The organism is Sphingobacterium alkalisoli (assembly GCF_005049105.1).
GTDB classification, from domain to species: Bacteria; Bacteroidota; Bacteroidia; order Sphingobacteriales; family Sphingobacteriaceae; genus Sphingobacterium; species Sphingobacterium alkalisoli.
On record NZ_SUKA01000001.1, the window covers coordinates 836,732 to 862,721 of the forward strand.

At 39.2% G+C, this 25,990-nt stretch carries 27 protein-coding genes; 26 read left to right on the plus strand and 1 reads right to left on the minus strand.

Features of this window, described 5'->3' with window-relative positions; genetic code table 11:
• Complete coding sequence (locus FAZ19_RS03040; protein WP_136819115.1) at positions 1-1,263, minus strand: NAD(P)/FAD-dependent oxidoreductase; 1,263 nt, start codon at positions 1,261-1,263, stop codon at positions 1-3.
• 121 nt (positions 1,264-1,384) lie between these two features.
• On the opposite strand from FAZ19_RS03040, the gene FAZ19_RS03045 reads away from it, so the two are divergent.
• From FAZ19_RS03045 to FAZ19_RS03170, 26 genes are all read left to right on the plus strand, one after another.
• Positions 1,385-2,902, plus strand: coding sequence for an HAL/PAL/TAL family ammonia-lyase (locus tag FAZ19_RS03045; RefSeq protein ID WP_136819116.1), 1,518 nt, complete (start codon positions 1,385-1,387; stop codon positions 2,900-2,902).
• 10 nt (positions 2,903-2,912) lie between these two features.
• A complete protein-coding gene (gene fabG, locus FAZ19_RS03050; RefSeq protein WP_136819117.1) occupies positions 2,913-3,644 on the plus strand; it encodes a 3-oxoacyl-ACP reductase FabG in 732 nt (243 codons plus the stop codon).
• Between the two features lie 6 nt (positions 3,645-3,650).
• The gene (locus FAZ19_RS03055) at positions 3,651-4,871 is read left to right on the plus strand and encodes a beta-ketoacyl-[acyl-carrier-protein] synthase family protein (protein ID WP_136819118.1); all 1,221 of its coding nucleotides are present in this window, start codon (positions 3,651-3,653) and stop codon (positions 4,869-4,871) included.
• Complete coding sequence (locus FAZ19_RS03060) at positions 4,872-5,120, plus strand: acyl carrier protein (RefSeq protein ID WP_136819119.1); 249 nt, start codon at positions 4,872-4,874, stop codon at positions 5,118-5,120.
• Positions 5,121-5,131: 11 nt separating this feature from the next.
• Positions 5,132-6,022 (plus strand): LpxL/LpxP family acyltransferase, encoded by an 891-nt coding sequence (locus FAZ19_RS03065; RefSeq protein ID WP_136819120.1) that lies wholly within the window; start codon positions 5,132-5,134, stop codon positions 6,020-6,022.
• On the plus strand, positions 6,019-6,924 hold the full coding sequence (locus FAZ19_RS03070) for a dialkylrecorsinol condensing enzyme DarA (RefSeq protein WP_136819121.1): 906 nt from the start codon (positions 6,019-6,021) through the stop codon (positions 6,922-6,924). The genes FAZ19_RS03065 and FAZ19_RS03070 overlap by 4 nt, the downstream gene beginning before the upstream one ends.
• Positions 6,925-8,058 (plus strand): beta-ketoacyl-ACP synthase III, encoded by a 1,134-nt coding sequence (locus FAZ19_RS03075; RefSeq protein ID WP_136819122.1) that lies wholly within the window; start codon positions 6,925-6,927, stop codon positions 8,056-8,058. It abuts the gene before it with no gap.
• 7 nt (positions 8,059-8,065) lie between these two features.
• Positions 8,066-8,494 carry a hypothetical protein gene (locus tag FAZ19_RS03080; protein WP_136819123.1) on the plus strand — a complete coding sequence of 143 codons (429 nt, stop codon included), beginning with the start codon at positions 8,066-8,068 and terminating at the stop codon, positions 8,492-8,494.
• 19 nt (positions 8,495-8,513) lie between these two features.
• Positions 8,514-8,957, plus strand: a complete 444-nt coding sequence (locus FAZ19_RS03085) for an ABC transporter permease (protein WP_136819124.1) — start codon at positions 8,514-8,516, stop codon at positions 8,955-8,957.
• Entirely contained in the window at positions 8,954-9,358 is a 405-nt protein-coding gene (locus FAZ19_RS03090; protein WP_136819125.1) for a hypothetical protein, read from the plus strand. Before FAZ19_RS03085 ends, FAZ19_RS03090 begins: the two co-directional genes overlap by 4 nt.
• A complete protein-coding gene (locus FAZ19_RS03095; RefSeq protein WP_136819126.1) occupies positions 9,358-10,359 on the plus strand; it encodes a BtrH N-terminal domain-containing protein in 1,002 nt (333 codons plus the stop codon). Before FAZ19_RS03090 ends, FAZ19_RS03095 begins: the two co-directional genes overlap by 1 nt.
• Positions 10,359-11,117, plus strand: a complete 759-nt coding sequence (locus FAZ19_RS03100) for an ABC transporter ATP-binding protein (protein ID WP_136819127.1) — start codon at positions 10,359-10,361, stop codon at positions 11,115-11,117. The genes FAZ19_RS03095 and FAZ19_RS03100 overlap by 1 nt, the downstream gene beginning before the upstream one ends.
• Positions 11,118-11,124: 7 nt before the next feature.
• The gene (locus FAZ19_RS03105; RefSeq protein ID WP_136819128.1) at positions 11,125-12,396 is read left to right on the plus strand and encodes an ABC transporter permease; all 1,272 of its coding nucleotides are present in this window, start codon (positions 11,125-11,127) and stop codon (positions 12,394-12,396) included.
• A complete protein-coding gene (locus FAZ19_RS03110; RefSeq protein WP_136819129.1) occupies positions 12,371-12,817 on the plus strand; it encodes an acyl-CoA thioesterase in 447 nt (148 codons plus the stop codon). Before FAZ19_RS03105 ends, FAZ19_RS03110 begins: the two co-directional genes overlap by 26 nt.
• A gap of 28 nt (positions 12,818-12,845) precedes the next feature.
• Positions 12,846-13,916, plus strand: a complete 1,071-nt coding sequence (locus FAZ19_RS03115) for a beta-ketoacyl synthase N-terminal-like domain-containing protein (RefSeq protein ID WP_169305549.1) — start codon at positions 12,846-12,848, stop codon at positions 13,914-13,916.
• A complete protein-coding gene (locus FAZ19_RS03120; RefSeq protein ID WP_136819131.1) occupies positions 13,909-14,514 on the plus strand; it encodes a beta-ketoacyl-[acyl-carrier-protein] synthase family protein in 606 nt (201 codons plus the stop codon). The genes FAZ19_RS03115 and FAZ19_RS03120 overlap by 8 nt, the downstream gene beginning before the upstream one ends.
• Positions 14,515-14,516: 2 nt before the next feature.
• Entirely contained in the window at positions 14,517-14,774 is a 258-nt protein-coding gene (locus tag FAZ19_RS03125; RefSeq protein WP_136819132.1) for a phosphopantetheine-binding protein, read from the plus strand.
• A 198-nt stretch (positions 14,775-14,972) separates the two neighbouring features.
• Positions 14,973-16,172, plus strand: a complete 1,200-nt coding sequence (locus FAZ19_RS03130) for a beta-ketoacyl-[acyl-carrier-protein] synthase family protein (protein ID WP_136819133.1) — start codon at positions 14,973-14,975, stop codon at positions 16,170-16,172.
• Complete coding sequence (locus tag FAZ19_RS03135; protein WP_136819134.1) at positions 16,172-17,236, plus strand: beta-ketoacyl synthase chain length factor; 1,065 nt, start codon at positions 16,172-16,174, stop codon at positions 17,234-17,236. The genes FAZ19_RS03130 and FAZ19_RS03135 overlap by 1 nt, the downstream gene beginning before the upstream one ends.
• A gap of 22 nt (positions 17,237-17,258) precedes the next feature.
• A complete protein-coding gene (locus FAZ19_RS03140) occupies positions 17,259-17,999 on the plus strand; it encodes a polysaccharide deacetylase family protein (protein WP_169305550.1) in 741 nt (246 codons plus the stop codon).
• Positions 17,989-18,618 (plus strand): outer membrane lipoprotein carrier protein LolA, encoded by a 630-nt coding sequence (locus tag FAZ19_RS03145; RefSeq protein ID WP_136819136.1) that lies wholly within the window; start codon positions 17,989-17,991, stop codon positions 18,616-18,618. Before FAZ19_RS03140 ends, FAZ19_RS03145 begins: the two co-directional genes overlap by 11 nt.
• Before the next feature lie 66 nt (positions 18,619-18,684).
• Positions 18,685-19,056: a hotdog family protein gene (locus FAZ19_RS03150; RefSeq protein ID WP_136819137.1), complete on the plus strand. Its 372-nt coding sequence runs from the start codon at positions 18,685-18,687 to the stop codon at positions 19,054-19,056.
• 1 nt (position 19,057) lies between these two features.
• Complete coding sequence (locus FAZ19_RS03155) at positions 19,058-19,546, plus strand: hypothetical protein (RefSeq protein ID WP_136819138.1); 489 nt, start codon at positions 19,058-19,060, stop codon at positions 19,544-19,546.
• 11 nt (positions 19,547-19,557) lie between these two features.
• Positions 19,558-20,748 carry a DUF2062 domain-containing protein gene (locus FAZ19_RS03160; RefSeq protein ID WP_211245420.1) on the plus strand — a complete coding sequence of 397 codons (1,191 nt, stop codon included), beginning with the start codon at positions 19,558-19,560 and terminating at the stop codon, positions 20,746-20,748.
• Positions 20,748-24,410 carry a 1-acyl-sn-glycerol-3-phosphate acyltransferase gene (locus FAZ19_RS03165; RefSeq protein WP_136819139.1) on the plus strand — a complete coding sequence of 1,221 codons (3,663 nt, stop codon included), beginning with the start codon at positions 20,748-20,750 and terminating at the stop codon, positions 24,408-24,410. The genes FAZ19_RS03160 and FAZ19_RS03165 overlap by 1 nt, the downstream gene beginning before the upstream one ends.
• Positions 24,407-25,954, plus strand: coding sequence for a phytoene desaturase family protein (locus FAZ19_RS03170; protein ID WP_136819140.1), 1,548 nt, complete (start codon positions 24,407-24,409; stop codon positions 25,952-25,954). The genes FAZ19_RS03165 and FAZ19_RS03170 overlap by 4 nt, the downstream gene beginning before the upstream one ends.
• Positions 25,955-25,990 lie beyond the last annotated feature (36 nt).

The following is a 25,990-nucleotide window of genomic DNA, read 5'->3' on the forward strand; positions in this document are numbered from 1 at the left end:
TTATTCACCGATTACTTCTTTAAACGCAGCAGGATTGTTCTGTAAAAGATAAGCCATACTTCGAATTACTCTGTCATGCTTTTTGACGAATGGATTTTCTTCGTTCCAGACATACCCAGCAAGTACAGCACATATTTTCTCTTTCACATCTTGATTTTCAGGACGGTGAAAAAATAAGGTCTGTAAGTTTCCGGTGTACCATTCCTTTACGTAGGTCGTGAATACGTCTATTCCTCTTTGCATATATGCTGCAAAATCCTGTTCCCAATTGACGTTTTCGCCGTTGATTTGTTTCCAAGCTAGTTTAGCAGCTAAAATCCCCGACTCGGTTGCAAAACAAACTCCCGAAGAAAATACCGGATCCAAGAATTCTGAACTGTTTCCTGTTAACGCAAATCCTTCGCCGTACATCTTGGTTACTGCGGCTGAATAATTTTTCAGATGAACAGGATCGAATAAAAATGTGGTATTTGCAAAACGTTGCACGTAAAAATCGGAGAGTTGGATCGCCTTGCGCAATGCTTCTTCCGTGTGACCATTAGTAGATAGTTTGTCAATAAAATCCGTGTTCGCTACGATGCCCAGGCTTGTGTTGCCATTAGAAAAAGGAATAACCCATAACCATACCTCCGTGTCCAACACATCGAATGATATCTGTGTCCCTTCTATACCTTTTGGTCTCTTAACGTCATTTACATGCGAAAAAATGGCTGAATGAGGATGGAGTTGAGAAGGCTTATCTAAATTTAGCAACCGTGGTAGTACGCGGCCGTATCCACTGGAATCGATGACAAATTTTGCTTTGATTTGAGATGAATTTCCTTCTTTATCGACAACGGTCGTTATGGAATTTGTTCCCTGAAATGTGATATCGGTGACCGTAGTTTCAAAGGCGATATCTACTCCTCTTTTCATCAGTGAATTTGTCATTATCTGATCGAAGTCGGCGCGTGGAATTTGCCATGTCCAATCCCAACCTCCACCAAATTTCTTACTAAAATCAAAAATACTGATAATATTTCCCTTAATAAAACGTGCGCCGGGTTTTGGTTGAAAGTTTTGCGTATTGAGATCGTCAAACAATCCTGCTTCATCAAAATGATCCATAACACGTGGGATTAGGCTTTCGCCTACAACCAAGCGAGGAAATTTTGTTTTTTCAACTACTTTTATTTTTGCTCCTTGCTTTTGGAGGTATCCAGCAGCAACGCACCCAGAGGGACCAGCGCCAATGATTAAAATATCAACATCACCTGTACTCATTCCTAAAGAATTAAATTTAATATGTTACTTTTGCGATGCAAAGCGAGAGCAAAAGTAACATATTATCTTAACCGCAAAGAAGATAATCTTAAAATTGAAAAAGTTATAATAATCACTATCAATGATTGCCATCAACAATGAATTAACTCTGGAAGGGTTCTCAAATATTTTACTGGGTCAACAAGAAGTTACTATTTCTGAGGAAACACGTCAAGTTGTAAAAAGAAGCCATGAATTTTTAAAGTCATTTATTGAAAATAAGATAATCTATGGTATAAATACCGGATTTGGACCAATGGCTCAGTATCGAATTCAAGATTCTGATCGCATTCAATTACAATACAATTTGATTCGCAGCCATTCTGCAGGTACTGGGGAATTGTTGCCGCCGGATGTGGTGAAGGCCGCAATGCTAACTCGTCTAAGCAATATTTCAAAAGGTAAATCGGGTATTCATATCAGCGTTGTTGAACGGCTACAGGATTTTATTAATCTAGACATCACACCGGTGATCTTTGCACATGGAGGTGTAGGAGCAAGCGGCGATTTGGTCCAACTTGCTCATTTGGCACTTACCCTGATTGGTGAAGGAGAAGTTATCTACAAGGGCCAAAGAAGACCTACGACGGCCGTGTTTGCCGAATTAGGTTTAGTGCCGGTTGAGGTAGTCGTTCGTGAAGGTATTTCGTTGATTAATGGAACTTCCGTAATGACGGGAGCAGGATTAGTAAACTATTTTCATGCAAAGAAATTGTTGAAATGGTCGGTGGAGATGTCGTCTATTATGAATGAATTAGCAAAAGCTCATGATGATCATTACTCAACTACGCTCAATGAAGTCAAAAAGCATCAAGGTCAACAGGATATTGCCCGCATGATGCGCGAACATCTCAGTGACAGTCAGCTGATCCGTAAACGTGAAGATGATTTGTACTCAGGAAACAATCTCGAGGAAATTTTTAAAGATAAGGTACAGGAATATTATTCACTACGTTGTGTGCCACAGATTTTGGGACCTATTTTGGAAACAATTAGTGGAGTCGGCAGTATATTGGAAAATGAAGTTAATTCGGTAAGCGATAATCCCATTATTTCGGTAGAAGATGAAAATGTATATCACGGAGGTAATTTCCATGGGGACTATATTTCTCTTGAAATGGATAAATTGAAGTTGGCTATTACCCGTCTGACTATGTTGTCTGAACGTCAGCTTAACTACTTGATGAATGCTAAAATCAATGAGATTCTTCCCCCATTTGTTAATATGGGGAAATTAGGTTTTAATTTTGGAATGCAAGGAGCGCAATTTACGGCCACGTCTACGACAGCAGAAAACCAGACCTTATCCAATTCGATGTACGTGCATAGTATCCCGAATAATAACGATAATCAGGATATTGTAAGTATGGGTACAAATGCGGCTATGATCACCCATAAAGTAATTATCAACGCATATGAGGTTTTGGCGATTCAAATGATATCTTTAGCCCAAGCCATAGATATTTTATCTTATCAAAATTTAGTATCTTCAAGAACGAAAAAGATATATGAGGATATTCGTCAGATTATTCCGGTCTTTTCAGATGACAAACCCCTTTACCCCGCTATTAAAGCAGTAAAGGAATATTTAATGAAGTAAATTTAGCAGTATGATCTGTGCATTAGTAACGGGAGGATCAAGAGGAATCGGACGTGCAATCTGTAAAAAATTGGCCGCAGATTCTGACTACTATATCTTGATTAATTATCAAGGTAATGAGGAAGCAGCAAAGCAATGCCTGTCACTAGTTGAGGAAGTTGGGGGCAAAGGAGAGATACTGAAATTTGATGTTTCAGATTCCGAGGCGGTAGAAACGGCACTACAGTCTTGGCTTGATAGGAATCCGGAAGCAACTGTGGAAGTTATCGTTAACAATGCGGGTATTGCGCGAGACGGCTTATTCATGTGGATGAAAAAAGCAGACTGGCAATCCGTACTCGATATTTCGCTCAATGGCTTTTTTCATGTTACAAATTTCTTTATCCAAAAAATGCTGCGTAACCGTTATGGGCGTATTATTAATATTGTATCCGTGTCGGGGGTGAAGGGTACCGCAGGACAAACGAACTATTCGGCGGCAAAAGCCGGAATTATAGGCGCTACGAAGGCGCTTGCGCAAGAAGTTGCTAAACGAAATATTACAGTCAACGCAGTGGCTCCCGGATTTATACGTACCGATATGACCGCGGATATGGATGAAAAGGAACTCGTGAAGATGATTCCTGCGAATCGTTTTGGAGAAGCTGAAGAGGTAGCAGACCTAGTTTCTTTTTTAGCTTCAAAAAAATCTAGCTATATTACAGGTGAGGTTATTAATATTAACGGAGGTATTTATTCTTAAGTAATTATGGATAAACGGGTCGTGATTACAGGAATGGGGATCTATTCCTGTATTGGAACAAATTTAGCGGAGGTTACAAAATCACTTTTTGAAGGCAAATCTGGTATTGTGGTAGATCCGGAACGGATTTCTTTTGGATTTAAATCGCCGCTTACAGGGATGGTTCCAGTTCCCGATTTGAAAAAGATACTAAGTCGTCGTCAGCGAATCAGTATGGGCGAAGAATCCGAATATGCGTACATGGCTACGATGGAGGCCTTACAAAATTCCGGTATTGACATGTCTTATTTTGAGCATAACGAAGTCGGGATATTATTTGGAAACGATAGCGTTTCGAAGGCCGTTATCGAAGCAACAGATATTGCTAGGGAAAAGAAGGACACACAATTAATTGGCTCTGGTGCTATCTTCAGATCGATGAACTCCACTGTAACAATGAATTTAGCGACCATTCTCGGATTAAAGGGCGTTAACATGAGCATCAGTGCCGCCTGTGCAAGTGGTTCTCACGCAATAGGCCTCGGGTTCATGTTTATTAAACAGGGACTTCAGGACGTTATTATTTGTGGCGGTGCACAGGAAATAAATCCCTATGCGATGGCAAGCTTTGATGGATTGGGCGTGTTTGCAACGGATATCGATCATCCTCAAAAAGCTTCCCGTCCATTTGATGTACACCGAACGGGGCTTGTTCCGAGCGGAGGGGCAGCAACAATCATTTTAGAAAGTTACGAATCTGCCGTAAGCCGTGGCGTCCCTATTATTGCTGAAGTGGTGGGATATGGTTTTTCATCAAATGGTGGACATATTTCCACACCGAATATCGAAGGCCCGACTATTGCCATGCGTCGTGCCCTTGAACAGGCTGGTATATTCCCTGAACAAGTGGAGTATATCAATGCGCATGCCACATCCACGCCACTGGGAGATGCCAATGAGGCAAAAGCCATTTTGGAGGTTTTTGGTAAAAAGCCTTATGTAAGTTCTACTAAATCAATGACTGGGCATGAATGTTGGATGGCAGGGGCAAGTGAAATTGTATATTCAACATTGATGCTTCAAAACGGTTTCATAGCACCTAATATTAATCTGGAATCGCCAGATGATGACGTTAAAGAATTAAATTTAGTTTCTACAACAATTAAAAAAGAATTTGACATATATTTGTCTAATTCTTTTGGATTCGGTGGTACCAATTCAGCGATAGTGGTTAAGAGATTTAAATAAATGAGTAATACAGATATTAAGCAGAAAATAAACGACATATTGATTGAAGAATTTGAGGTGGATGAAGAGGTGATTAAACCAGGTGCCCCATTAAAGGAATCATTAGATTTGGATAGTTTAGACTATGTGGATTTAGTCGTTTTGATCGAATCAAATTTTGGAGTTAAATTGGGAGAAGCTGACTTTTCGGGTATGACGACCTTCCAAGATTTTTATAATGTGATTGAAAAGAAGATCGCGGCGAAATAATTGAAAATAATATGAGCCAATGGGACGGAAAGTCTAAAGGAACACTCCTTGGCTATAAAATATTTGTTTTCTTGATCAGAAAACTTGGCGTCCGTACTGCTTACGGACTTCTTGTTTTTGTGGCATTTTATTATTTCATTTTCTACCCGGCCAACTTTAAAGAAATTTTCTACTATCTCCATAAACGTCAAGGTTTTTCAAGATGGACGTCTTTCTGGAAAGTTTACCAGACTTACTTCGTATTCGGCCAGACGATTATAGACAAAGTAGCCATCTCTTCGGGATTGAGGAATCGTTTTACATACGAATTTGACGGCATTGAACACTTAAAACGAGCATTGGAAGAGAAAAGGGGAGGTATTTTAATTAGTGCGCATGTAGGTAATTTTGAAATATCCGAACGTTTTTTTTCTGAACTTAATGTAGATTTCCAAATCAATCAGGTTACGGTAGACCAGGAAGTCTCAATTATCAAAGAATATCTGCGACGTATTGCAGATAAATCCACGATTAAATATATCTTTATTAAAGACGATATGTCGCATGTCTTTGATATAAATGATGCGCTATCGAATAATGAATTGATATGTTTTACGGGAGACCGCTATTTTGAAGGATCTAAAGTGCTGGAAGGAGAGCTTTTAGGTAAGTCCGCGGTTTTTCCGGCAGGACCATTTCATTTGGCGTCTCGCTTGGGTGTGCCTGTGATCTTTGTATATGTGATGAAGGAATCTAATCTCCACTATCATCTGTATGCGCGTGTGGCGGAAGGTGTCAAACATAGAGATGCGCAATCGGTACTGAGAGCATACACGGCGAGTGTAGAAAAAATAGTAAGGAAATATCCCTTACAATGGTTTAATTTCTTTGATTTTTGGAAGAGAAACAATAACATCGGATGAAGAACATTTTAGTAATCTACTTTAGCCAATCTGGACAATTGCAGGAAATTGCACAATCTATTTGCGGTCCGATGCTAGCCGATCCGGAGATCAATGTAGATTTTTATGAGATAAAAATGGTGCATTCCTTTCCTTTTCCATGGACAGGAAGTGCATTTTTCAATACTTTTCCGGAGACATTTCAGCAGATTCCCGAAGAAATTCACCCCCCTTCTCCAAGCCTGCTTGAAAATGAATACGATTTGGTGTTGTTTCACTATCAGGTATGGTATCTAAGTCCTTCTATTCCCATCAATTCTTTTTTGAAAAGTAGATATGCTATGCCTTTGCTTAAGGGAAGGCCGATCGTTACCGTAAGCGGAACCCGTAATATGTGGGCAAAAGCGCAGGATAAGGTAAAAATGCAGATTGTATCCAATGGGGGCGTGTTAGTCGGGAACATTGCGCTAACGGATCGGCATCCCAATTTAATCTCTGTCATTACCATTGTAGACTGGTTATTTTCAGGAATGAAAAAGAAAGCTTTTGGAATTTTTCCGATGCCGGGAGTTTCTGAAGATGAAATCAAAAGTTCAGCAAAATTTGGTAGAATAATTATTCCCTATTTAAAAAATGGTAATTTTGAAAAGCTACAAAATGAATTAGTAGAAAATGGTGCAGTAAAATTTAGATTTTTCCTAGTTTCCATGGACCAAAAGGCAAATCGCATGTTTGCTATTTGGTCCAAGTTGATTTTAAAAAATCCTAAAAGGAGAAAGATCTTGGTCAACATGTTTAAGTATTATGTGATATTGGCATTGTATGTGTTATCGCCAATTGTATTTGTTATTGAATTAATATTATATCCGCTGCTATATTTCATAAAAATTAGAAAAGACAGAGCACATTATTTAGGAATTTAAATGAACGAAGTATATATTAACAGAATTAGTAAGTTTTTGCCAAATGATCCTATTTCTAATGATGAAATGGAGGATTACTTAGGGAAAATTAATGACCGCGAATCGAAAGCACGACGAATCGTGCTGCGAAATAATGGTATAGAGACTCGATATTATGCACTAACAAAGGAAGGTAAGCCAACTCACACCAATGTAGAGCTTACGGCTAATGCAATTCGTAATCTATTGGATGAGGAGTTTTCCGGTGATAAAATTGAATTAATTTCTTGTGGCACCTCTTCTCCAGATTATTTAATGCCCTCTCATGCAGTAATGGTACATGGCGAATTGAAAAATGGTCAATCGGAAGTAAATTCAGCCTCAGGAAATTGCTGCGCGGGAATGAATGCATTGAAATTTGGCTATCTTTCCGTGAAGTCTGGGAACACTGCAAATGCGGTATGTACCGGGTCGGAGCGTATGTCTTCGTGGATGTTAGCCGATCATTTTAATAAAGAGGTTGAGAATCTTAAGGAGCTGGAGGAACAGCCGATTATTGCGTTTAACAAAGATTTTTTACGTTGGATGCTTTCCGATGGGGCTGGCGCTTTTTTGTTGCAGAATGAACCAAAAGGGAAGTTGCCGTTAAAGATAGAATGGATAGAGGGATATTCGTATGCGCACGAACTAGAAGTATGCATGTACGCTGGGTCAGAAAAGCAAGAAGACGGTTCCTTAAAATCATTCAGTGACTATCCTTCTGAAGAGTGGTTGAATCAGTCTATTTTTGCAGTAAAGCAGGATACTAAGTTGTTGGATAAATATATTCTAGATAAAGGAGTTGAAAGTACGAAGCATGCATTGGCAAAGCATCATATCACACCAGATGATGTAGATTATATTTTACCACACGTTTCCTCGCACTATTTTGTGGATGGACTTTATGAACGACTAGTGAAAGCGGGACTCGAGTTTACGCGGGAGAAATGGTTTTTGAATTTGAAAACGGTAGGAAATGTCGGTGCAGGATCTGTTTATCTGATGTTAGAGGAACTCGTGAACTCGGGCAAACTAAAAAAAGGGCAACACATCTACTTGTGTGTTCCCGAAAGTGCCCGGTTTACGTATTCATATGCTTATTTAACCGTTTGCTAATTTAAATATGAACTTACCCATTCATGACGATCGGATTTTGAAGTTGATACCACAAAGGCCTCCTATTGTTATGGTAGATACGCTATATCGTTATGCTGAAAATTGTCTTCTTTCTGGCCTTCATGTGCGCGAAGATACGTTATTCGTTAATATAGAAACACTTCAAGAATGCGGCCTGTTAGAGCATATGGCGCAGTCGGTAGCGCTACATACTGGTTATGATTATTTTATACGAAATGAAGAACCTCCTATAGGCTATATTGGCTCTATGCAAAGCATAGAATTGACTTCTCTACCGAAGGTAGGTGATGTTATTCAAACCGAGGTGCAAATTATTCAAGAATTTATGGGGGTCACTTTAGTAAACATCACTTCCAAAATAGGAAAAGAGGTGATCGGAAGGGCGCAAATGAAAACAGTTGTCGTTTCTAGTTAATATGTCATCATCAAATAATATGATCGAGATACAGGCTTTTTTGCCACATCGTAGACCCATGCTTATGGTGGATCATATCGTAGAAATATCTGCTGATCATGTGATATGTCACTTTTTGATTCAGAGAGATAATGTTTTACTCAGGGATGGTTTTTTTCAAGAAATTGGGCTGGTGGAAAACATGGCTCAGGTATGTTCTTCGATCGTCGGACAGACGTATTATGAGGACGACTATAACGCAGCGGTAGACGAGCGAGCGATTGGATTTATTTCGGGCATAAAAAGTTTACGTATTTTGGTACTCCCGCAAGTAGGGGATCTATTGGTGACCGATGCTACGTTAACGTCGAAATTTGATGGAAATGATTACAGTATCTGTACAATGCAGGTCTCCAGTAGAATTGGAGAAAGAATTTGCGCAGAGGCGGATATAAATTTATTTTTAAAAAAGGAAAATAAATGAAGAAATCTGAAGTTCCACAGGATGATGGAAGAGTAGTCCAAAAAGGATCTCGAGAGTTGTATTATGCACTCGATGAAAATGGCGAATATACAACAGCTTTAAGTACGGGTTGGGAAGCCAAAAATATCGTGCAGGACCATACGATGGAAGTGTTGCAGCAAGAAATAAATAAGGCCGCGGCCGATGTTAAAGCGGGACTTAGTAGTCCGATTCAATATTTTATGTTACGCAACCGAATGGATTGGGGTTTACTTGCTGAGTATACGGGGTATTGGAAATGGCGCGTAAAGCGACATAATAAACCCGAAGTGTTCAGAAAATTAGCAGATAAACAATTGCAGAAATATGCGGACGTGTTCGAAATTACTGTGGAGGAGTTAAGAAATTACAAAGGAGATTAATGCAATTAGATTTTACACATCACCAAACGGCACATTGCGAAAATGGCGTTGCGTCAAATTTATTGCGCAATAGAGGGTTAGATATTAGTGAGCCGATGGTTTTCGGTCTAGGATCAGGATTGTTTTACGTGTATCTTCCCTTTTTAAGAGTAAATAATGCGCCAGGATTAAGCTACAGGCCCATGCCGGGATGGATCTTCGGACGAATGGCGCGTCGCTTAGGTATTAAAATAAAACGTCAGAAGTTTTCGAGTAAAGAGCGGGCACAACAGCAACTTGATGATAACTTAAAAAATAACATCCCTTCGGGTTTACAAGTAGGCGTATTTCATCTTCCTTATTTTCCGGACGATTACCGTTTCCATTTCAATGCGCACAATATTGTTGTATATGGAAAAGAGCAAAATGAATATCTTATCAGTGATCCGACTATGGAAGGGGTAAATCGCTTGACAGATAGAGAATTGGAGAAGGTACGGTTCTCGAAGGGAGTATTAGCCCCAAAAGGACATATTTACTATCCAACATATATTCCGGATGAGGATACGATAGATTGGGAGCGTGCTATTTTTAAATCCATAAAAAAAACCTGCAATGATATGTTAGCACCTGTGCCGATTATCGGAGTAAGGGGGATGCGTATGGTTGCCCGTTCGATATTAAAGTGGCCGAAGAAGCATGGTGTTGCAAAAGCAAACTATTATCTAGCCCAAATGGTGCGTATGCAGGAAGAAATTGGTACCGGTGGCGGCGGTTTTCGCTATATTTATTCGGCTTTCTTGCAGGAAGCGAGTAAGAAGATCAATAATCCTCAGCTGCTTCAGCTCTCAGAAGAAATGACCGAAATCGGCGACATGTGGCGCGATTTTGCTGTGGCTGCTTCACGTGTATATAAAAACCGTAGCAATCAAGAGAATGTATATGCAGCGTTATCTGCCGATTTGATGAAGCTAGCTGATCTGGAAGAGGCATTTTTCAAGAGATTAAAAAAGGCGATTTGATGGATTTAAAGTCTGTTATTCAGGTTGAAAACCTTTCTAAACAATATAAGAACAGTGATTTTTTAGCTGTAGATAATCTATCCTTGGATATTTTAAATGGTGAAATATTTGGTCTTTTAGGGCCGAATGGTGCTGGCAAGACGACGTTGATTTCAATGCTCTGTGGTTTGATACAACCTAGCTCGGGGAATTTTTCCATTGATCAGAAGACCTACAAAGAAAATGGTTTAGCGATCCGTAAATCTATTGGTGTAGTCCCGCAGGAGTACGCGCTTTATCATACCTTGACTGCGCATGAAAACCTAAGTTATTTTGGGGCTATGCATGGGCTGAGAGGACGAGGTCTTAAGGAACTAGTCAATGTTTCACTAGAAAAGATGGGACTTACGCGTTTCGCAAACAGGCAGGTAGGAACATTCTCTGGAGGAATGAAAAGGAGAGTAAATTTACTAGCTGGTGTGTTACATCGGCCAAAAGTACTTTTTCTAGATGAGCCCACAGTAGGTGTCGATGTACAGTCAAGAAATGCAATCGTGGATTTTTTAAAAGAGCTTAACAAACAGGGTACGACCATTGTCTATACGTCTCATCACTTAATTGAAGCAGAAGAGCTGTGTGATAGGATCGCGATTATCGAAGGAGGTAGGATTATCGCTCAAGGTACACCAGCGGTATTGATTAATTCGATTGTGGATGCACGAAATTTAGAAGATGTATTCATTGCGATGACAGGAAGGGGGTTCCGAGATGGTATATAAACTGGGGATGGCGGTGAAAAAGGAATTGTTATTGCAGATACGGGATATAGGTGGTCTGATCATTCTGTTTGTGATGCCTCTGCTGCTACTGGTTACGATTACCGTCGTTCAAAAAGGATCATTTGATTCGTTGTTGGGGACTAAAATACCCGTACTCCTGGTAGACAACGATAAAGATTCTATATCGTATGCTATCCAAAGGGAACTGGGATCAATAGGAAACTTTACATTGATCACGCAAATAGATGATACACCGCTCGTGGAAGCAACAGCAAAGGATGCAGTATTCAAAGGAGATTTTCAACTTGCCATTATCTTACCAGCAAACATGACCTCTGATTTGAACTCACAGGTACAGCATAATGTGGATCGCATTATGAGCGAATTCAGTTATGAAGAAGAAGAAGCTACAGCAACGGGAAGTCGGCCGATATCGAGCAAGGAAGTTAGACTATATTTTGATCCTGCTACTCAATCTTCGTTTAAAACAGCGGTAAAAAGTTCGATAGATAAACTGATTGCCACGATCGAAACAGAACGTATCTATAAGAAATTTCAGGAGCAGTTAAGCGACGGTATAGATGGAGGAGCATTTACACAGAAAGGATTCATTACCTTCAAAGAAATTGGTTCGGAGAAAGAGGGCGAGGAGATAAAACCCGATGCAGGCCAGCATAACGTGCCAGCATGGACCCTATTTGCAATATTTTTTATTATAGTTCCGCTATCTATTAATATTGTAAAGGAAAAATCGCAAGGTACAATGATCCGCTTAACTACAAACCCTGTTCCGTATTACGTCTTTATTTTGGGTAAAACAGTTAGCTATCTTTGTATTAGTCTGATACAGTTTTATTTGATGTTGGCAATTGGTGTCTATTTATTTCCCTTAATGGGAATTCCGGCTTTTGCAATCGATAACAATCTCTTTAAACTTTCGGTTTTAGCTATATTTTCTGGACTGGCCGCGATTGGAGCAGGTGTAGCTGTAGGTACCATTGCGACAACGCAAGAGCAGTCGGCACCTTTTGGAGCTACTTTCGTGGTGATATTGGCAGCAATTGGCGGGGTATGGGTTCCTGTATTTATCATGCCCCAGGTGATGCAGGTTATTTCTAAGATTTCGCCGATAAATTGGGCATTGAACGGATTTTATGATGTTTTGCTTCGGAATGGATCATGGATAGACATCATGCCTGAGATTATTTTGCTACTTTTGTTTTTCGGGCTCACCATAGCCATAGCCATCATATATGATAAAAAGAAAAGAACTATATAACGAAATCCTTCATCTCAGAGTATCGAAAGAAGTGAATATTCGCTTTAACGAGGTGGATTCGTTGGGCATAGTATGGCATGGTCACTACATCTCCTATTTCGAAGATGGAAGAGAAGCCTTTGGCTTGTTGCATGGAATAGATTATCTTACGGTTCAACGTGCGGGGTATACTACGCCGATTGTGAAATCCACATGCGAACATAAGTTACCGCTTCGCTACGGTGATGCATGCCGGATAGAGACAACTCTTGTGGATACGCCTACGGCCAAATTGATCTTTCGGTATCGTATTTTTAACACGCATAACCAACTCGTGTGTACTGGAGAAACTGTTCAGGTTTTCCTAGATAAAGAAAATAGTTTGGTGTTAAATACACCCGCTTTTATCACTGATTGGAAGAAAAAAATGGGTCTGTTTTAACGTGTTTTCTCCAGTATACATATCCGCTATGAATTGTGTAACTCCTTTAGGTTTGGATTTACATAGCAATTGGATTGCCTTATTGGAGGAAAATACGGGTATCGATATGCACACGATAGGATATTTTGAAAATATCTATACCGCAAAGATAAAGAATCTTCCGACCGTCCGCTCAGATTTGACGTATTTGGAAACCATGCTTTATTTGGCCCTGGAACCATTGGTAAAGTTAAAAAACTTAGATACCAAAACAGGATTTATTCTATCTACGACTAAAGGGAATATAGATTTTTTATCGGAAGGTAAATCGGAGGAGGCTCAGTTGAATAAGCTTGCTGTTAAGCTAGCTCATCTTTTTGGATTTATTACACAACCTATCGTGATTTCACATGCTTGTGTGTCGGGGCTTCTAGCTGTTTCAGTTGCCAAAAGACTAATACAGATGGGACAATTTGATGAGGTTTTCGTGCTAGCGGGTGATAAGGTAAGTGAGTTTGTATTGTCAGGCTTCGGTGCTTTTCAAGCGATGAGTGCCAATCCCTGTAAACCATTCGATTTAAATCGTGACGGTGTGACCTTAGGAGAAGCTGCGGGCGCTATTTTGGTTACCAAATCTGACGAAAATGCATTAGTAGAAATTGTAGGAGAAGGTGCTATTAACGATGCCAACCACATTTCGGGCCCGTCGAGAACGGGAGAGGGATTATATCAAAGCATCTCTTCGGCCTTGAAAGAAGCAGGGATCGCCGCATCTGCAATTGATTTTATATCAGCCCATGGAACAGCAACACCATATAATGATGAAATGGAAGCGATCGCTTTTAGCCGTTTGGGGATGCATAAAATTCCAATTAACAGCCTTAAAGGTTATTATGGACATACACTAGGTGCCTCTGGTTTGCTGGAATTAATTATTTCGATCCAATCTCTTCAGAATAACAAATTACTTCCTACCAAAGGATTTAATTTGAAGGGTACATCGAAGGATGTTAATATCGTCACCCAAGCTATGGATATTCCATTAACGTATATTTTGAAGACAGCATCGGGCTTTGGTGGTAGTAATTGCGCGGCAATTTTAAAAAAGATGAATGGATAGGCCACTGTATATATCGCACTATAGTAAAATAGAAAATGGGAGGATTTCTGTTGATGGAAATGCAATTTTTCATACAGATGAAGCTCAGTTCTTTGCTTTTATTAAGCAGGCCTTTAAGAATCAACAGATAGATTATTCCAAATTTTATAAAATGGATAATCTAAGTAAATTAGCTTTTTTAGCAGCAGAAGTTCTGCTAAACGAAGAAGAAGATAAAGAAGATATTGCGTTGGTTTTAAGTAACAAATCGGCGAGTTTGGACACGGATGTTAAGTATCAAGGCAGTATTCAAGATGCAGCTAATTTTTTTCCGAGTCCGGCTGTTTTTGTATATACCTTGGCCAACATATGTGGAGGTGAGATTGGTATTCGTCACGGAATGAAATCCGAACATGTTTTTTTTGTGAGCGATGAATTCGATGCAGTTACTATTTTCAATTATGCTACGTATTTGATAAAAAGTCTGAAGGCAAAAAAAGTGTTGTGTGGCTGGGTTGAACTTTTTGAAGAGAATTATAAAGCAGTTCTGTATCTTGTGGAAGAGAGGGGAACTGCACTACATACGACAGATACTATTAATAAATTAGTTAAAAATTAAAAATGGAAGAGTTAAAAGAGGAATTAAAGGGAAAAATCATTGAAGTCTTGAACCTAGAGGATATTTCGGTGGCAGATATCGATGATTCTGACGCTTTATTCGGCGATGGATTAGGCCTGGATTCTATCGATGCACTGGAGCTTATTGTGCTTTTAGATAAAGAGTACGGTATTAAATTGAGTGATCCTAAACAAGGTAAATCCATCTTCGAATCTGTAAATACCATGGCAGATTATATTGCTAAAAACCGAACAAAATAAGATCCTGTTTAAATTTTATTGCTCTTTATTTTTATAGGTATTTTGAGAAAGAGTTTTTGCTTCGTATTTGAAGATTTAGCGGGCTAAATCAAAAATAGGAAGTAAAAAATAGGCTGAAAAGAGCATCAAAATAAAGGAAAGATAGGGGACAAATAGGTTACAATATTATTTCGTTAAAATTTTAAACAGGCTCTAAATATGCAGAACGGTGTTGCTATCACAGGAATGGGAATCGTATCGGCTATCGGAAATACGGTAGCTGAGAACCTCAATTCTTTGCGCAATGCACAGAACGGAATTACACAGGTAGATAATTTCGATACTTCTTTGCGGGACAAGGTGCTGGTAGGCGAGATAAAGCTATCTAACGATCAAATGATCGAAAAATTGCAGCTGCCGGTTGATAATAGTATGACGCGTACAGGCCTGTTAGGGGCGCTGGCCGCTAAGCAGGCTATTGTGAGCGCTCAGATTGATATGGTATCGAATAATTATCGAACGGGTTTGGTGTCTTCAACCAGCGTTGGAGGGATGGATATCACCGAGAAGTATTTTTATGCATATGAGAATAACCCCGAGCTACATCGCTACATCGCTAGTCATGATGCAGGTGTATCTTCTCAGCACATAGCGGACTATATAGGGCTGAAGGGTTTCGTTACTACGATAAGTACCGCTTGTTCATCTGCTGCAAATGCCATTATGTTGGGAGCTCAACTGATTAAATCCGGCAGATTAGATCGCGTAATTGTGGGAGGCACGGATGCTCTGAGCAAGTTTACATTGAATGGATTTAATACGCTAATGATTCTGTCGGATACTTACTGTAGACCCTTTGACCAAAATCGCAAAGGTCTGAACTTGGGTGAAGCTGCGGCATATCTGATCCTGGAATCGGATGAAATCGTTCTAAAGGAAAATAAAAAAGTGCTTGCTTATCTTTCAGGATATGGCAATGCCAATGATGCTTTTCATCAAACGGCTTCGTCCGAAAATGGGGAAGGAGCATACCTAGCTATGAAAAAAGCATTTAACCTAGCCGGGTTAAGCCCGCGAGATATTGATTATGTCAATGCACATGGTACGGCTACACCAAATAATGATTTGTCGGAAGGCCATGCCTTGATTCGGGTATTTGGCGAGCAGGTGCCGGCATTTAGTTCGACCAAGGCGTATACGGGGCATACGTTGGCTGCTGCTGCAGGAATAGAGGCAGTCTATAGCATATTGGCCTTGCAAAATGACGTCATATTTCCGAATCTCAACTTCGAAACACCGATGGGGGAATTTCAATTGTTGCCACAAACGAGATTACTTCACCAATCCGTAAACCATGTATTGTCCAATTCCTTTGGATTTGGAGGAAATTGTTCTACTTTAATATTCTCAAAAGCCTAATGAAGAATCCGTGTTATATTAATGGAATAGGAGCTGTCAATGCACAAGGTATTTGGAACGATGATCCTTTTGCGCATATAACGGAGATCAGCAACCCATTGACCATGGCGATGCAGCCTTCTTACAAGGAGCTTATACCGCCAGCAATGATTCGGAGGATGTCAAAGGGCATAAAAATGGGAATATTTGCATCTCAACAGGCGTTGGATGAGGCGGCGATGGATCAGGTAGATGCAATTATTACAGGTACGGGATTAGGATGTTTAGAGGACTCTGAGAAATTTCTGAAAAACGTGTTGGATAATGATGAACAGTTTTTGACACCAACGTCATTTATTCAATCTACACACAACACTGTAGGTGCGCAAATAGCCCTCAGATTGGGATGTAAATCCTATAATTTCACGTATGTGAATGGTGCTACATCTTTTGAATCTGCACTATTAGATGCTCTTATGCAAATCGAGTCTAAAGAGGCTAATCAAGTTTTGGTGGGTGGAATAGATGAAATTGCAGGACGTACTTTTGCCCTTAAACAGCTAGTTCACGAGGTGAAGGCCGATGGGGCTGTCGAAAAACTTAAAGATTCTCAGTCTCCTGGTGTCAATTTTGGAGAAGGAGGGACATTCTTTGCGCTGAATACCGAAAAAAGAGAAAATACATATGCTCAAATTTTAGAAGTATCTATTCTGAATAAATTAGCAACGGAGGAAGTAGTCGACTTTGTGACTTCTTTTTTAACCCGAAATCAGCTTACTTTGGCAGATGTTTCTGCTGTTGTTATTGGTAATAATGGCGATTTGAAATATGACATATATTATACTACCTTTTGCACTTTATTCGCAAATCAGCCCCAGATTTTCTATAAGCATCTTGTCGGACAATCGGACGTTGCATCGGCATTTGGACTAGCTGCTGCTGCTTTCGTTTTGAAAAAACAAATCATTCCAAAAACTATTCAATGGAATGCAATCAAACTTTCTGAATTAAAGTATGTTTTAATATATAACCAATACTTAGGAAAAGATCATAGTCTCACGTTATTGCGCCATGTGGAAACATAAAAACATAGTCCCCATTTTAATCGTGTTCGGAATTGTAAGCACGTTACTCGCCTTATTTGCCGTTAGCTCTTGGTGGTGGGTGTTTTTAGTGCTATTTGTTTGGCTGGGCAGCACAACATGGGGAGCTTTTGATATTCGGCAGGGTTATTTTACAGATGTTTTTTACAAAAAGAAACATGAAAACCGTCGAAGAGTGTCGCTTACTTTTGACGATGGACCTACCCCGGTAACACTTGATATTTTAGCGTTGCTCAAACAACATCAAGCTAAAGCTACTTTTTTCTGTATTGGGAAACAGATTAACAAACATCCGGATATTTTCAGAAAAATTATAGAAGAGGGGCATACGATCGGCAATCATACGATGAATCATTCTAAGGGGTTTGGATTTTTGAATGCACAGCAAATAGAACAAGAAATCGATAGCTGTGACGCCTCAATCAATGATATCGTACCGCATAAGCCACGTTTTTTTAGACCGCCGTTTGGTGTAACTAATCCTTCTGTTGCTAAAGCAGTCAAAGAAACTAAGCATCATGTTATCGGTTGGAGTAATCGTTCATTAGACACTATAATTGACGACGAAAATAAAATATTCGACCGTGTATCTACGCGGTTGGTACCGGGAGATATTATATTGCTTCACGATACTTCGAATAAGACACTTCGCGTTGCAACTCGTCTATTGGAGTATATGAAGCAACAAGACTTTCAATCAGTGACGATCGATGAGTTGTTAAATTTACCAGCATATGAACATTAAAATATTTGTATTTACTTTTTTTTGTTGTTGGATGTCGATAGGTTTTGCCCAAGAGCAAAAAATGTCGGCTTCGGATATCGCAAATTTCCGAAGTGTTATGCGTAAGTCTGTTCAGTTGAAGACACTGACGGCAGAGTTCACACAGTACAAGAAAGTGAGCTATGTTAAAAAAGAATTGATTTCTTCGGGCACCTTTTACGTGAAGAATCCAGATAGGTTAGCCTGGGTTTACCGAAATCCGATATCTTCCGCCATGATTTTTAAAGGTAAAAAAATAGTGATAAAGGAAAAGGGGAGTAAAAAAACGATGGATATGTCGCGCAGCAAGCAGTTTGAAAAGATTAGTCAAGCTATCCAGTCCAATATGAATGGAGGAGCCCCTCTAGGAACGGAGTTCTCGCCCTCCTATTTCCAAACAAGTAAGCAGTATATTCTCAAGTTGGATCCTGTAGCAAAGGATGTGAAAAAGGCGATGAAACAGCTCATTCTCTGTTTTGATAAGTCTAGCTATCAGGTTTCGGAAGTAACGTTATTGGATAATTCTAAGGGGTTTACTCGATTTGTTTTTAGTAATCACAACGTGAATGGGGCTATTTCTGATTCCGTTTTTGAATTGTAATATTTTGGAATTAGGTATTCGTGAATACAAAGCATTTTAGCTAAGTTTGAAAGCTAAATAGGACATATGCTTTTACAAGATTTTTATATACTCCGTTCTTTGGAACAGATTGATGATCAAAGGTATATTGTGAAAATTACTTTGAATAAAGATCACGATATTTTCAAAGGGCATTTTCCGGATAATCCAGTTACTCCGGGTGTATGTATGATTCAGATTATTAAAGAGCTAACGGAGGGCATAGTAGAAAAGCCACTCTTTATGCACAAAGCATCGAATGTTAAATTCATGGCGTTGATTAATCCAGAAATTAACCCTGATTTAAAATTAGAACTTGACATTTCGGGATCCGGAGAGTCAGAGTATAAAGTGAAAAATGTAACCTACTTTGACGACACGGTAGCGTTGAAGTTGGTAAGTACGTATAGATTGAAGTAATATGAAGATTTTAGTAGCTTTAGTTGTTTCCTTTTTCTGGATTTCCTCAATCGATCTGGGTACTATTCGTGCCGATTTTGAGAAAGCTGGTAATTCGAAAGCAAATACCGAACACTTGTATAATCTACTGAAAGGTTACGATAAAGGCGACCCTGTTATCCAGGCGTATAAAGGAGCGGCATATAGTTTACAGGCGCGGTATACTACGGATAAAAAAGATAAGAAAGAATTATTCGTGGCTGGTGTCAAAGATATAGAAGCGGCCATAAAGAGTGCCCCGAATAATATGGAGATTAGATTAATACGTTTGATTATACAAGAGAATACGCCGAAGATACTAAAATATAAGACGGATATTAACACCGATAAGCAAATGATCTTAAAGAATTTCTCTGCTCAACATGCTGCTGTAAAAGGTCTTATAAAGCGATATGCGACAAAACGTTCTGCAGTTTTTACCGCTTCAGAAATTGACAAGTTATCGAAATAAATGCGCTGAAGATGCATGAAACCATCCCTATGCAAATGAGCCGATTAGGTATAGTGGTTATTGTACCGACGTATAATAACCATAAAACCCTGCAACGTATTTTGGATGGGGTGTTAGCATATACCGATCAGATCATTGTGGTGAATGATGGTTCTACAGATGGCACCTCACAAATTCTAACGGCATACCCGCAATTGCATCACATCACTTTTTCGGAGAATAAAGGCAAGGGGATGGCTTTACGCTCGGGGTTAAAAAAAGCAAAAGAATTAGGTTTCCAATACGCCATAACAATCGATTCTGACGGACAGCATTACGCTAGTGATTTACCTATCTTTGTGAAAGAAATAAGTCAAGTAACAGAAGCTGTACTATTGATAGGCAGCCGGAACATGTCGCATGAATCGGTTCCCCAAAAAAGTAGTTTTGGTAACAAGTTTTCCAATTTTTGGTTTTGGTTCGAGACTGGAATTAAGTTGAGCGATACCCAATCTGGATATCGTGCCTACCCACTAACGGCAATTCCTTCCCGTTTTTACACCCGGAAATTTGAATTTGAGATTGAGGTGATTGTGCGATCAGCATGGAATGGTGTCACCGTAAGAAACGTACCTATTCGAGTATTGTATGATCCGGAGGAACGTGTCTCGCACTTTAGGCCGTTTAAAGATTTTACGCGAATAAGTATTTTGAATACGGTATTAGTATTGATGACCTTTTTTTATATTATTCCGCGTAATTTTATTCGTTCTTTCAAAAAAAAAAAATTAACTGATTTTGTAAAACAGAATATTTTTGGAAGTGGCGATTCGCCTGAGAAAATGGCCATATCTATTGGATTTGGTGTGTTCATGGGTATAGCACCTGTTTGGGGTTTTCAGACTGCTATTGTGATTACGGCGTCTGTTTTTTTGCGCCTGAATAAAGTTTTAGCTTTTACCTTTTCAAATATCAGTCTTCCCCCCTTTATACCCCTAATTATCTACGGCTCGTTATTGGTTGGAGGTCTGGTAGCACCTTCTGTAAAACGACAAAATTTGTTTCATCCCGATGAAAATAATTTTGCAGTTATTCAATCCCATTTAGTTCAATATTTAGTAGGGAGTCTTATCTTAGCTGCAATAATGGCATTGCTTATCGGTTTTGGTAGTTATGTGTTGATCAAATTAAGAAACAACAGGACCGTGGCTGCTGCTGAATAATGCACGATGTATTTTACCATATCTATTGTTGGGTACAACGGAATCGTTTTTTTTCCTGGGGTATTGTCGCATTGTTTCTTCTAGTCTTTGGTTATTTAGGATCCAATCTTCGTTTTGAAGAGGATATTACACAGATTGTTCCTAAAAGTGAGAAATCGAATTTAACGACCAAAGCCATCCAACAAATTAATTTCTCGGATAAAGTAACGGTGCTTTTGGAAAAGCAACATGAAGGCAATATGGATGATGTCATCTCCCTCGCCCAGGAGATTGCAGATACGCTATCACAAGATACATTGTATATTTCCGAAATCATAGGACAGCTAGGTAATGAAGATATAGGAGCAACTTACGATTTCGTTTTCCAAAATCTACCATTTTTTTTAACATCGACAGATTATGATAGCATTGCTGCAAAAATTACTCCCGAAGCAGTAAAATTAAAAGCAAAGTCTAATTATCACGCATTGATTTCGCCAACGGGTTTTGTTGCTGCCGATTTCATTCAAAAGGATCCGTTAGGATTGGCTTTTCTGGGATTGTCGAAATTGCAGGAGATAAATGTAGGAGAGCGTTTTATACTGTACAATGGATTTGTTACTTCTAGGGATTCCAGTGCTGTGCTTCTGTTTCTAACTCCTAAATATATCGGTGTTGAAACGGAACATAATAAAGCCTTTACGGATGAGTTATATACGATACAGCAGAGATTGAATGTTAAATATCAAAATAAGGCTAGCGTTTCTTATTTCGGTTCGGCCTTAGTGGCTGTAGCAAATGCTGATCAGATAAAATCAGACATTGCGAAGACGGTGCTGATTTCCATGAGTATTTTGATGATTCTTCTGGTCATTTTTTACCGTAGGGTCTATGTTCCGTTACTCGTGTTTATCCCCACAATGTTCGCAGGCGTGTTTGCTTTAGCTTGTATATATGTATATAAACCTGTGATATCAGCCATTTCGATCAGCATAGGAGCGGTTTTAATCGGAATTACAATAGATTATACGTTGCATGTGCTGACACATTATAAGAAGAATGCGGACGTTAAAGCCCTGTATAAGGAATTGACGAAACCCATTATCATGAGTGGTGCGACGACTTCTGTAGCCTTTTTATGTTTGTTGTTTGTGCATTCTGAAGCACTGATAGATCTCGGTATTTTCGCTGCTATCACTGTTTTCTCTTCCGCGATATTCACGTTATTGATCATTCCACATCTTTACAGTGCAAAGAAGGAATTAATACACAACAGTTTGATAGATAAAATTGCAGCGTTCCCGTTTGAACGCAGTAAAGCCCTGATCGGAGTCTGTCTGCTATTGATTCTTGTTAGTTTTTTTACGAGTCGTAATATCACCTTTAATGATGATTTGTCGGCTTTGAATTATATCCCGACAGATTTGAAGGAGGCGGAGCAAAAGCTTGACCAGTTAACCAATTCATCTGCCAAGTCTTTATATGTGGTGGCTACCGGAAATACGCTAGATACAGCCCTGGACCGCAATGCAGAAGTTGCTAACCTATTGTTGGCGGCGAAAGAACGTGGGGAAATTATTAGTTTCTCCAATAGTAATACGCTGTTGCCGTCTGCACGGGATCAGCGTCAACAGATCGCGGAGTGGAATTCTTTTTGGCAGTATCACAACAAAAACGCGTTGGAAAGACAGCTACAACGAGAAGGAGCAGCTTACGGTTTCTCGGCTGATGCACATCAGGAATTTTATAAGCTTTTGGCCAGGGATTTTACACCGTTGACCTATAGCGATTTTCAGAATGTGCCGAATATCGGGTTAAAAGACTTCATAGCAAGCAAAGGGGATTTTTTTACGGTGTCTAGTTTGGTGAAATTGGAGGAAGTGCATCGGAAGGAGGTTATCAGGTCCTTGGAATTGTTGGAAGGTGTGGTCGTGGTCGATAGGAAGCAATTAAACGAAACATATTTAGGAAAACTTAGAGACGATTTTAATTCGCTTGTCGGTTACTCATTCGTGGGAGTTTTGCTGATACTTTGGTTCTTTTTTAAACGGATAGAATTGGTTTTACTGGCGTCTATTCCGATTGGGCTAACTGGATTAGTTACTGCTGGCTTAATGGGGGTCTTCGGGCTTGAACTCAATATTTTCAGTGCTATAGTCTGCACTTTGGTATTCGGACACGGTGTTGATTTTAGTATTTTCATGACCACAGCTCTTCAGAAACAATATACCACAGGAAATGACGAATTACAACTCTATCGCACATCAATACTATTGGCTGTGTTAACTACTGTTTTAGCGATCGGAGCTTTAATATTTGCTAAGCATCCGGCATTAATTTCTATTTCTTCGGTGTCGTTGATAGGTGTATTTGCTGCGGTTATTATCACCTTTGTTTTCTATCCATTATTATTCCGGTTTTTTATTTCCGACCGTGCAAAAAAGGGAAAATCGCCGTTTACATTGACCATTTTAATCTTTTCCATTTTGCTTTTTGCATATTATGGATTAGGTTGTTTGATCGTGTCAGGTATTGGGAGGTTTATTTTTCCACTTTTTCCGATAGGTAAAGAGCAACAGAAGAAATTATTCCGTAGTATGATAAGGGCTTTTATGAAATCTGTACTATATTTTCATCCGCTAACGCGAATGGAGACGATTAATCCATATCGGGAAAATTTCGGAAAACCTGCTATTATTATCGCTAATCACAGCTCTTTTTTGGATACACTGACAATAGGTATGCTAATTCCTAAAATGATTTTGTTGGTGAATAAATGGGTATGGACATCTCCGATTTTCGGAAAGGCTGTTCAAGCTCTAGGGTTTTATCCAATAAGCAGAGGTGTAAATGAAAGCTTGGATTTTATCCGACAGAAAATCGAAGACGGTTTTTCGATTATTGTTTTCCCAGAAGGAACACGTTCTTACGATAATAGAATTGGGCGTTTTCACAAGGGCGCTTTTTATTTGGCGGAACAACTTAAAGTGGATATTTTACCCATTTATATACACGGAAATGGAGATGTATTACCAAAAGGTGATTTCATGATATTCGGTGGGAAATTGACTGCCATTATCGGGAAAAGGATAGCGATTGACGATTTTACTTTTGGCCGTACTTATTCGGATCGGACGAAAATCATATCGACATATTTCCGACAGGAATACCATGTCTGGAGAAGAAAACTGGAAGATGAGAATTACTTTATACCGAAAATAAATATTGCTTACCTGTATAAGGATCAAGAGATAACACAGTCTGTACGGTCAAGCTTGGAAACGAATAAAGGTCTTTTTTATGATTTGAATAGTCATATATGTGGAGATTATAAAGTAATACACATTTCAGATACCTATGGTGAATTGGATTATTTATTCTCCTTACAGGATGGAATGAGAAAGATAGTGGGCGTAATAGTAGATAAGGAAAGACGAGAAGTAGCCAACAGTATTTACTGGAAACAGCAGCGAAGGGTTCGATTTGAAGAGAAAGCAGAGTCTGGTGATATATTGTTAATATCAAGGTCATTGGATAGTAGTGAAATAGCAACAATTGCCTTTGATGGTTTTTCGAAAATTATAAACATTGACGGGTTTAATGATTTAACCTTCTTGATCCGGGAAGGTTTTGATAAAATATATGGGGGAAACAAAATCGAGATTTACAAAAAGGGAATATGAGACCTACGAAATTTGACGTCATTATTGTGGGGAGTGGATTAGGGGGATTGGTCTCTGCTGTTGTGATGGCCAAGCAAGGGTATCGCGTTTGCATTCTAGAAAAAAACAATCAGTTTGGAGGTAATTTACAAACCTTCTCACGTAATAAGAAGATATTCGACACTGGAGTGCACTACTTGGGCGGATTGGATAGAGGCCAGAATTTGTTTCAATATTTCTCCTATCTTGGCATAATGTCGTCGTTGAAATTGGAGCGTATGCCAACAGTTTTTGATCAAATTTTATTTGATGGTGACGAAAATAGATACCCTATTGCACAGGGATATGACAATTTTGTAAATGAACTATTGGCTTATTTTCCGGATGAGGGAGATGCATTACGGAAATATGTAACGGATCTACAAGAGACGTGTCGAGCCTTCCCTTTGTACAACTTTGAAGATAAACAGACTTATCCGCCATATGTTTTAGATTTGAGCGTGAAAAGGTATTTTGACAGCCTAACAACTAATGAAAAATTGAAATCAGTGCTGGTGGGGGCTAATTTTTTGTATGCGGGGGAGGAATTGACGACCCCCTTTTATGTGCATGCTCTTTCCATCAATTCATATATACTAAGTGCTTTCCGTTGTGTAAATGGAGGTAGTCAGATTAGTAAATTGTTGATTCGCGAACTCAAGAAACATGGGGGTAAAGCTTACAAACATCAAGAAGTTATCAAGTATCATGTAACAGAGGGAAAAATTTCTCATGTCGAAACGGCTGCAGGTGATCGATATGCAGCTGATTTATTTATTTCAAACACGGATCCTAAATTAACGCTCCGTCAAATAGGACAGCGGCATTTTCGCAAGGTATATTTCGAACGTATTTTGTCACTGCCCGTCAGTATATCTTCATTTAGCGTTCATCTCGTGCTTATCGAGAAAAAGATATCTTACAGATCCTCTAATCTTTTTTATCATCGGGATTTGAATTCAGTATGGTCTGCCGCTGGATATTCAACGGCGAATTGGCCAGCTATGTATATGCTTTCGATGACCGAAGATAAGCAAAATGTGGGCTATGCGGATACGATAACGGCGCTTACCTATATGCGGTTCGATGAAGTAAGGGAATGGAATGATACGTTTAATACCGTTACAAAAATCGGGTTTCGAGGAGCCTCCTATGAAAGTTTCAAACAACAGAAATTAAATCAAATGATTGCCCAGATAGAAAAGGAAATTCCTCATCTTTCTACTACAATTAAAGCAAGCTATACTTCTACACCACTTTCTTATCGCGATTATATAGGGAGTTTCGAAGGTAGTTTATATGGGCCTTTAAAGGACTATAATGACCCGTTGCGTTACATGATTTCTCCAAAATCAAAGATTCCGAACCTTTATTTTACAGGTCAGGGGGTAAATATGCATGGAATTCTAGGGGTGACTATTGGAGGGGTAGCGACTTGCGCGGAGATTTTAGGACACAACTATTTAATTCATCATATGCGGCAATCATTATCTTCGGACGATTTGACATTTTCGGACACTCAATAATTTGGATAAATAGGAATCTGATTCCCAATATATAAA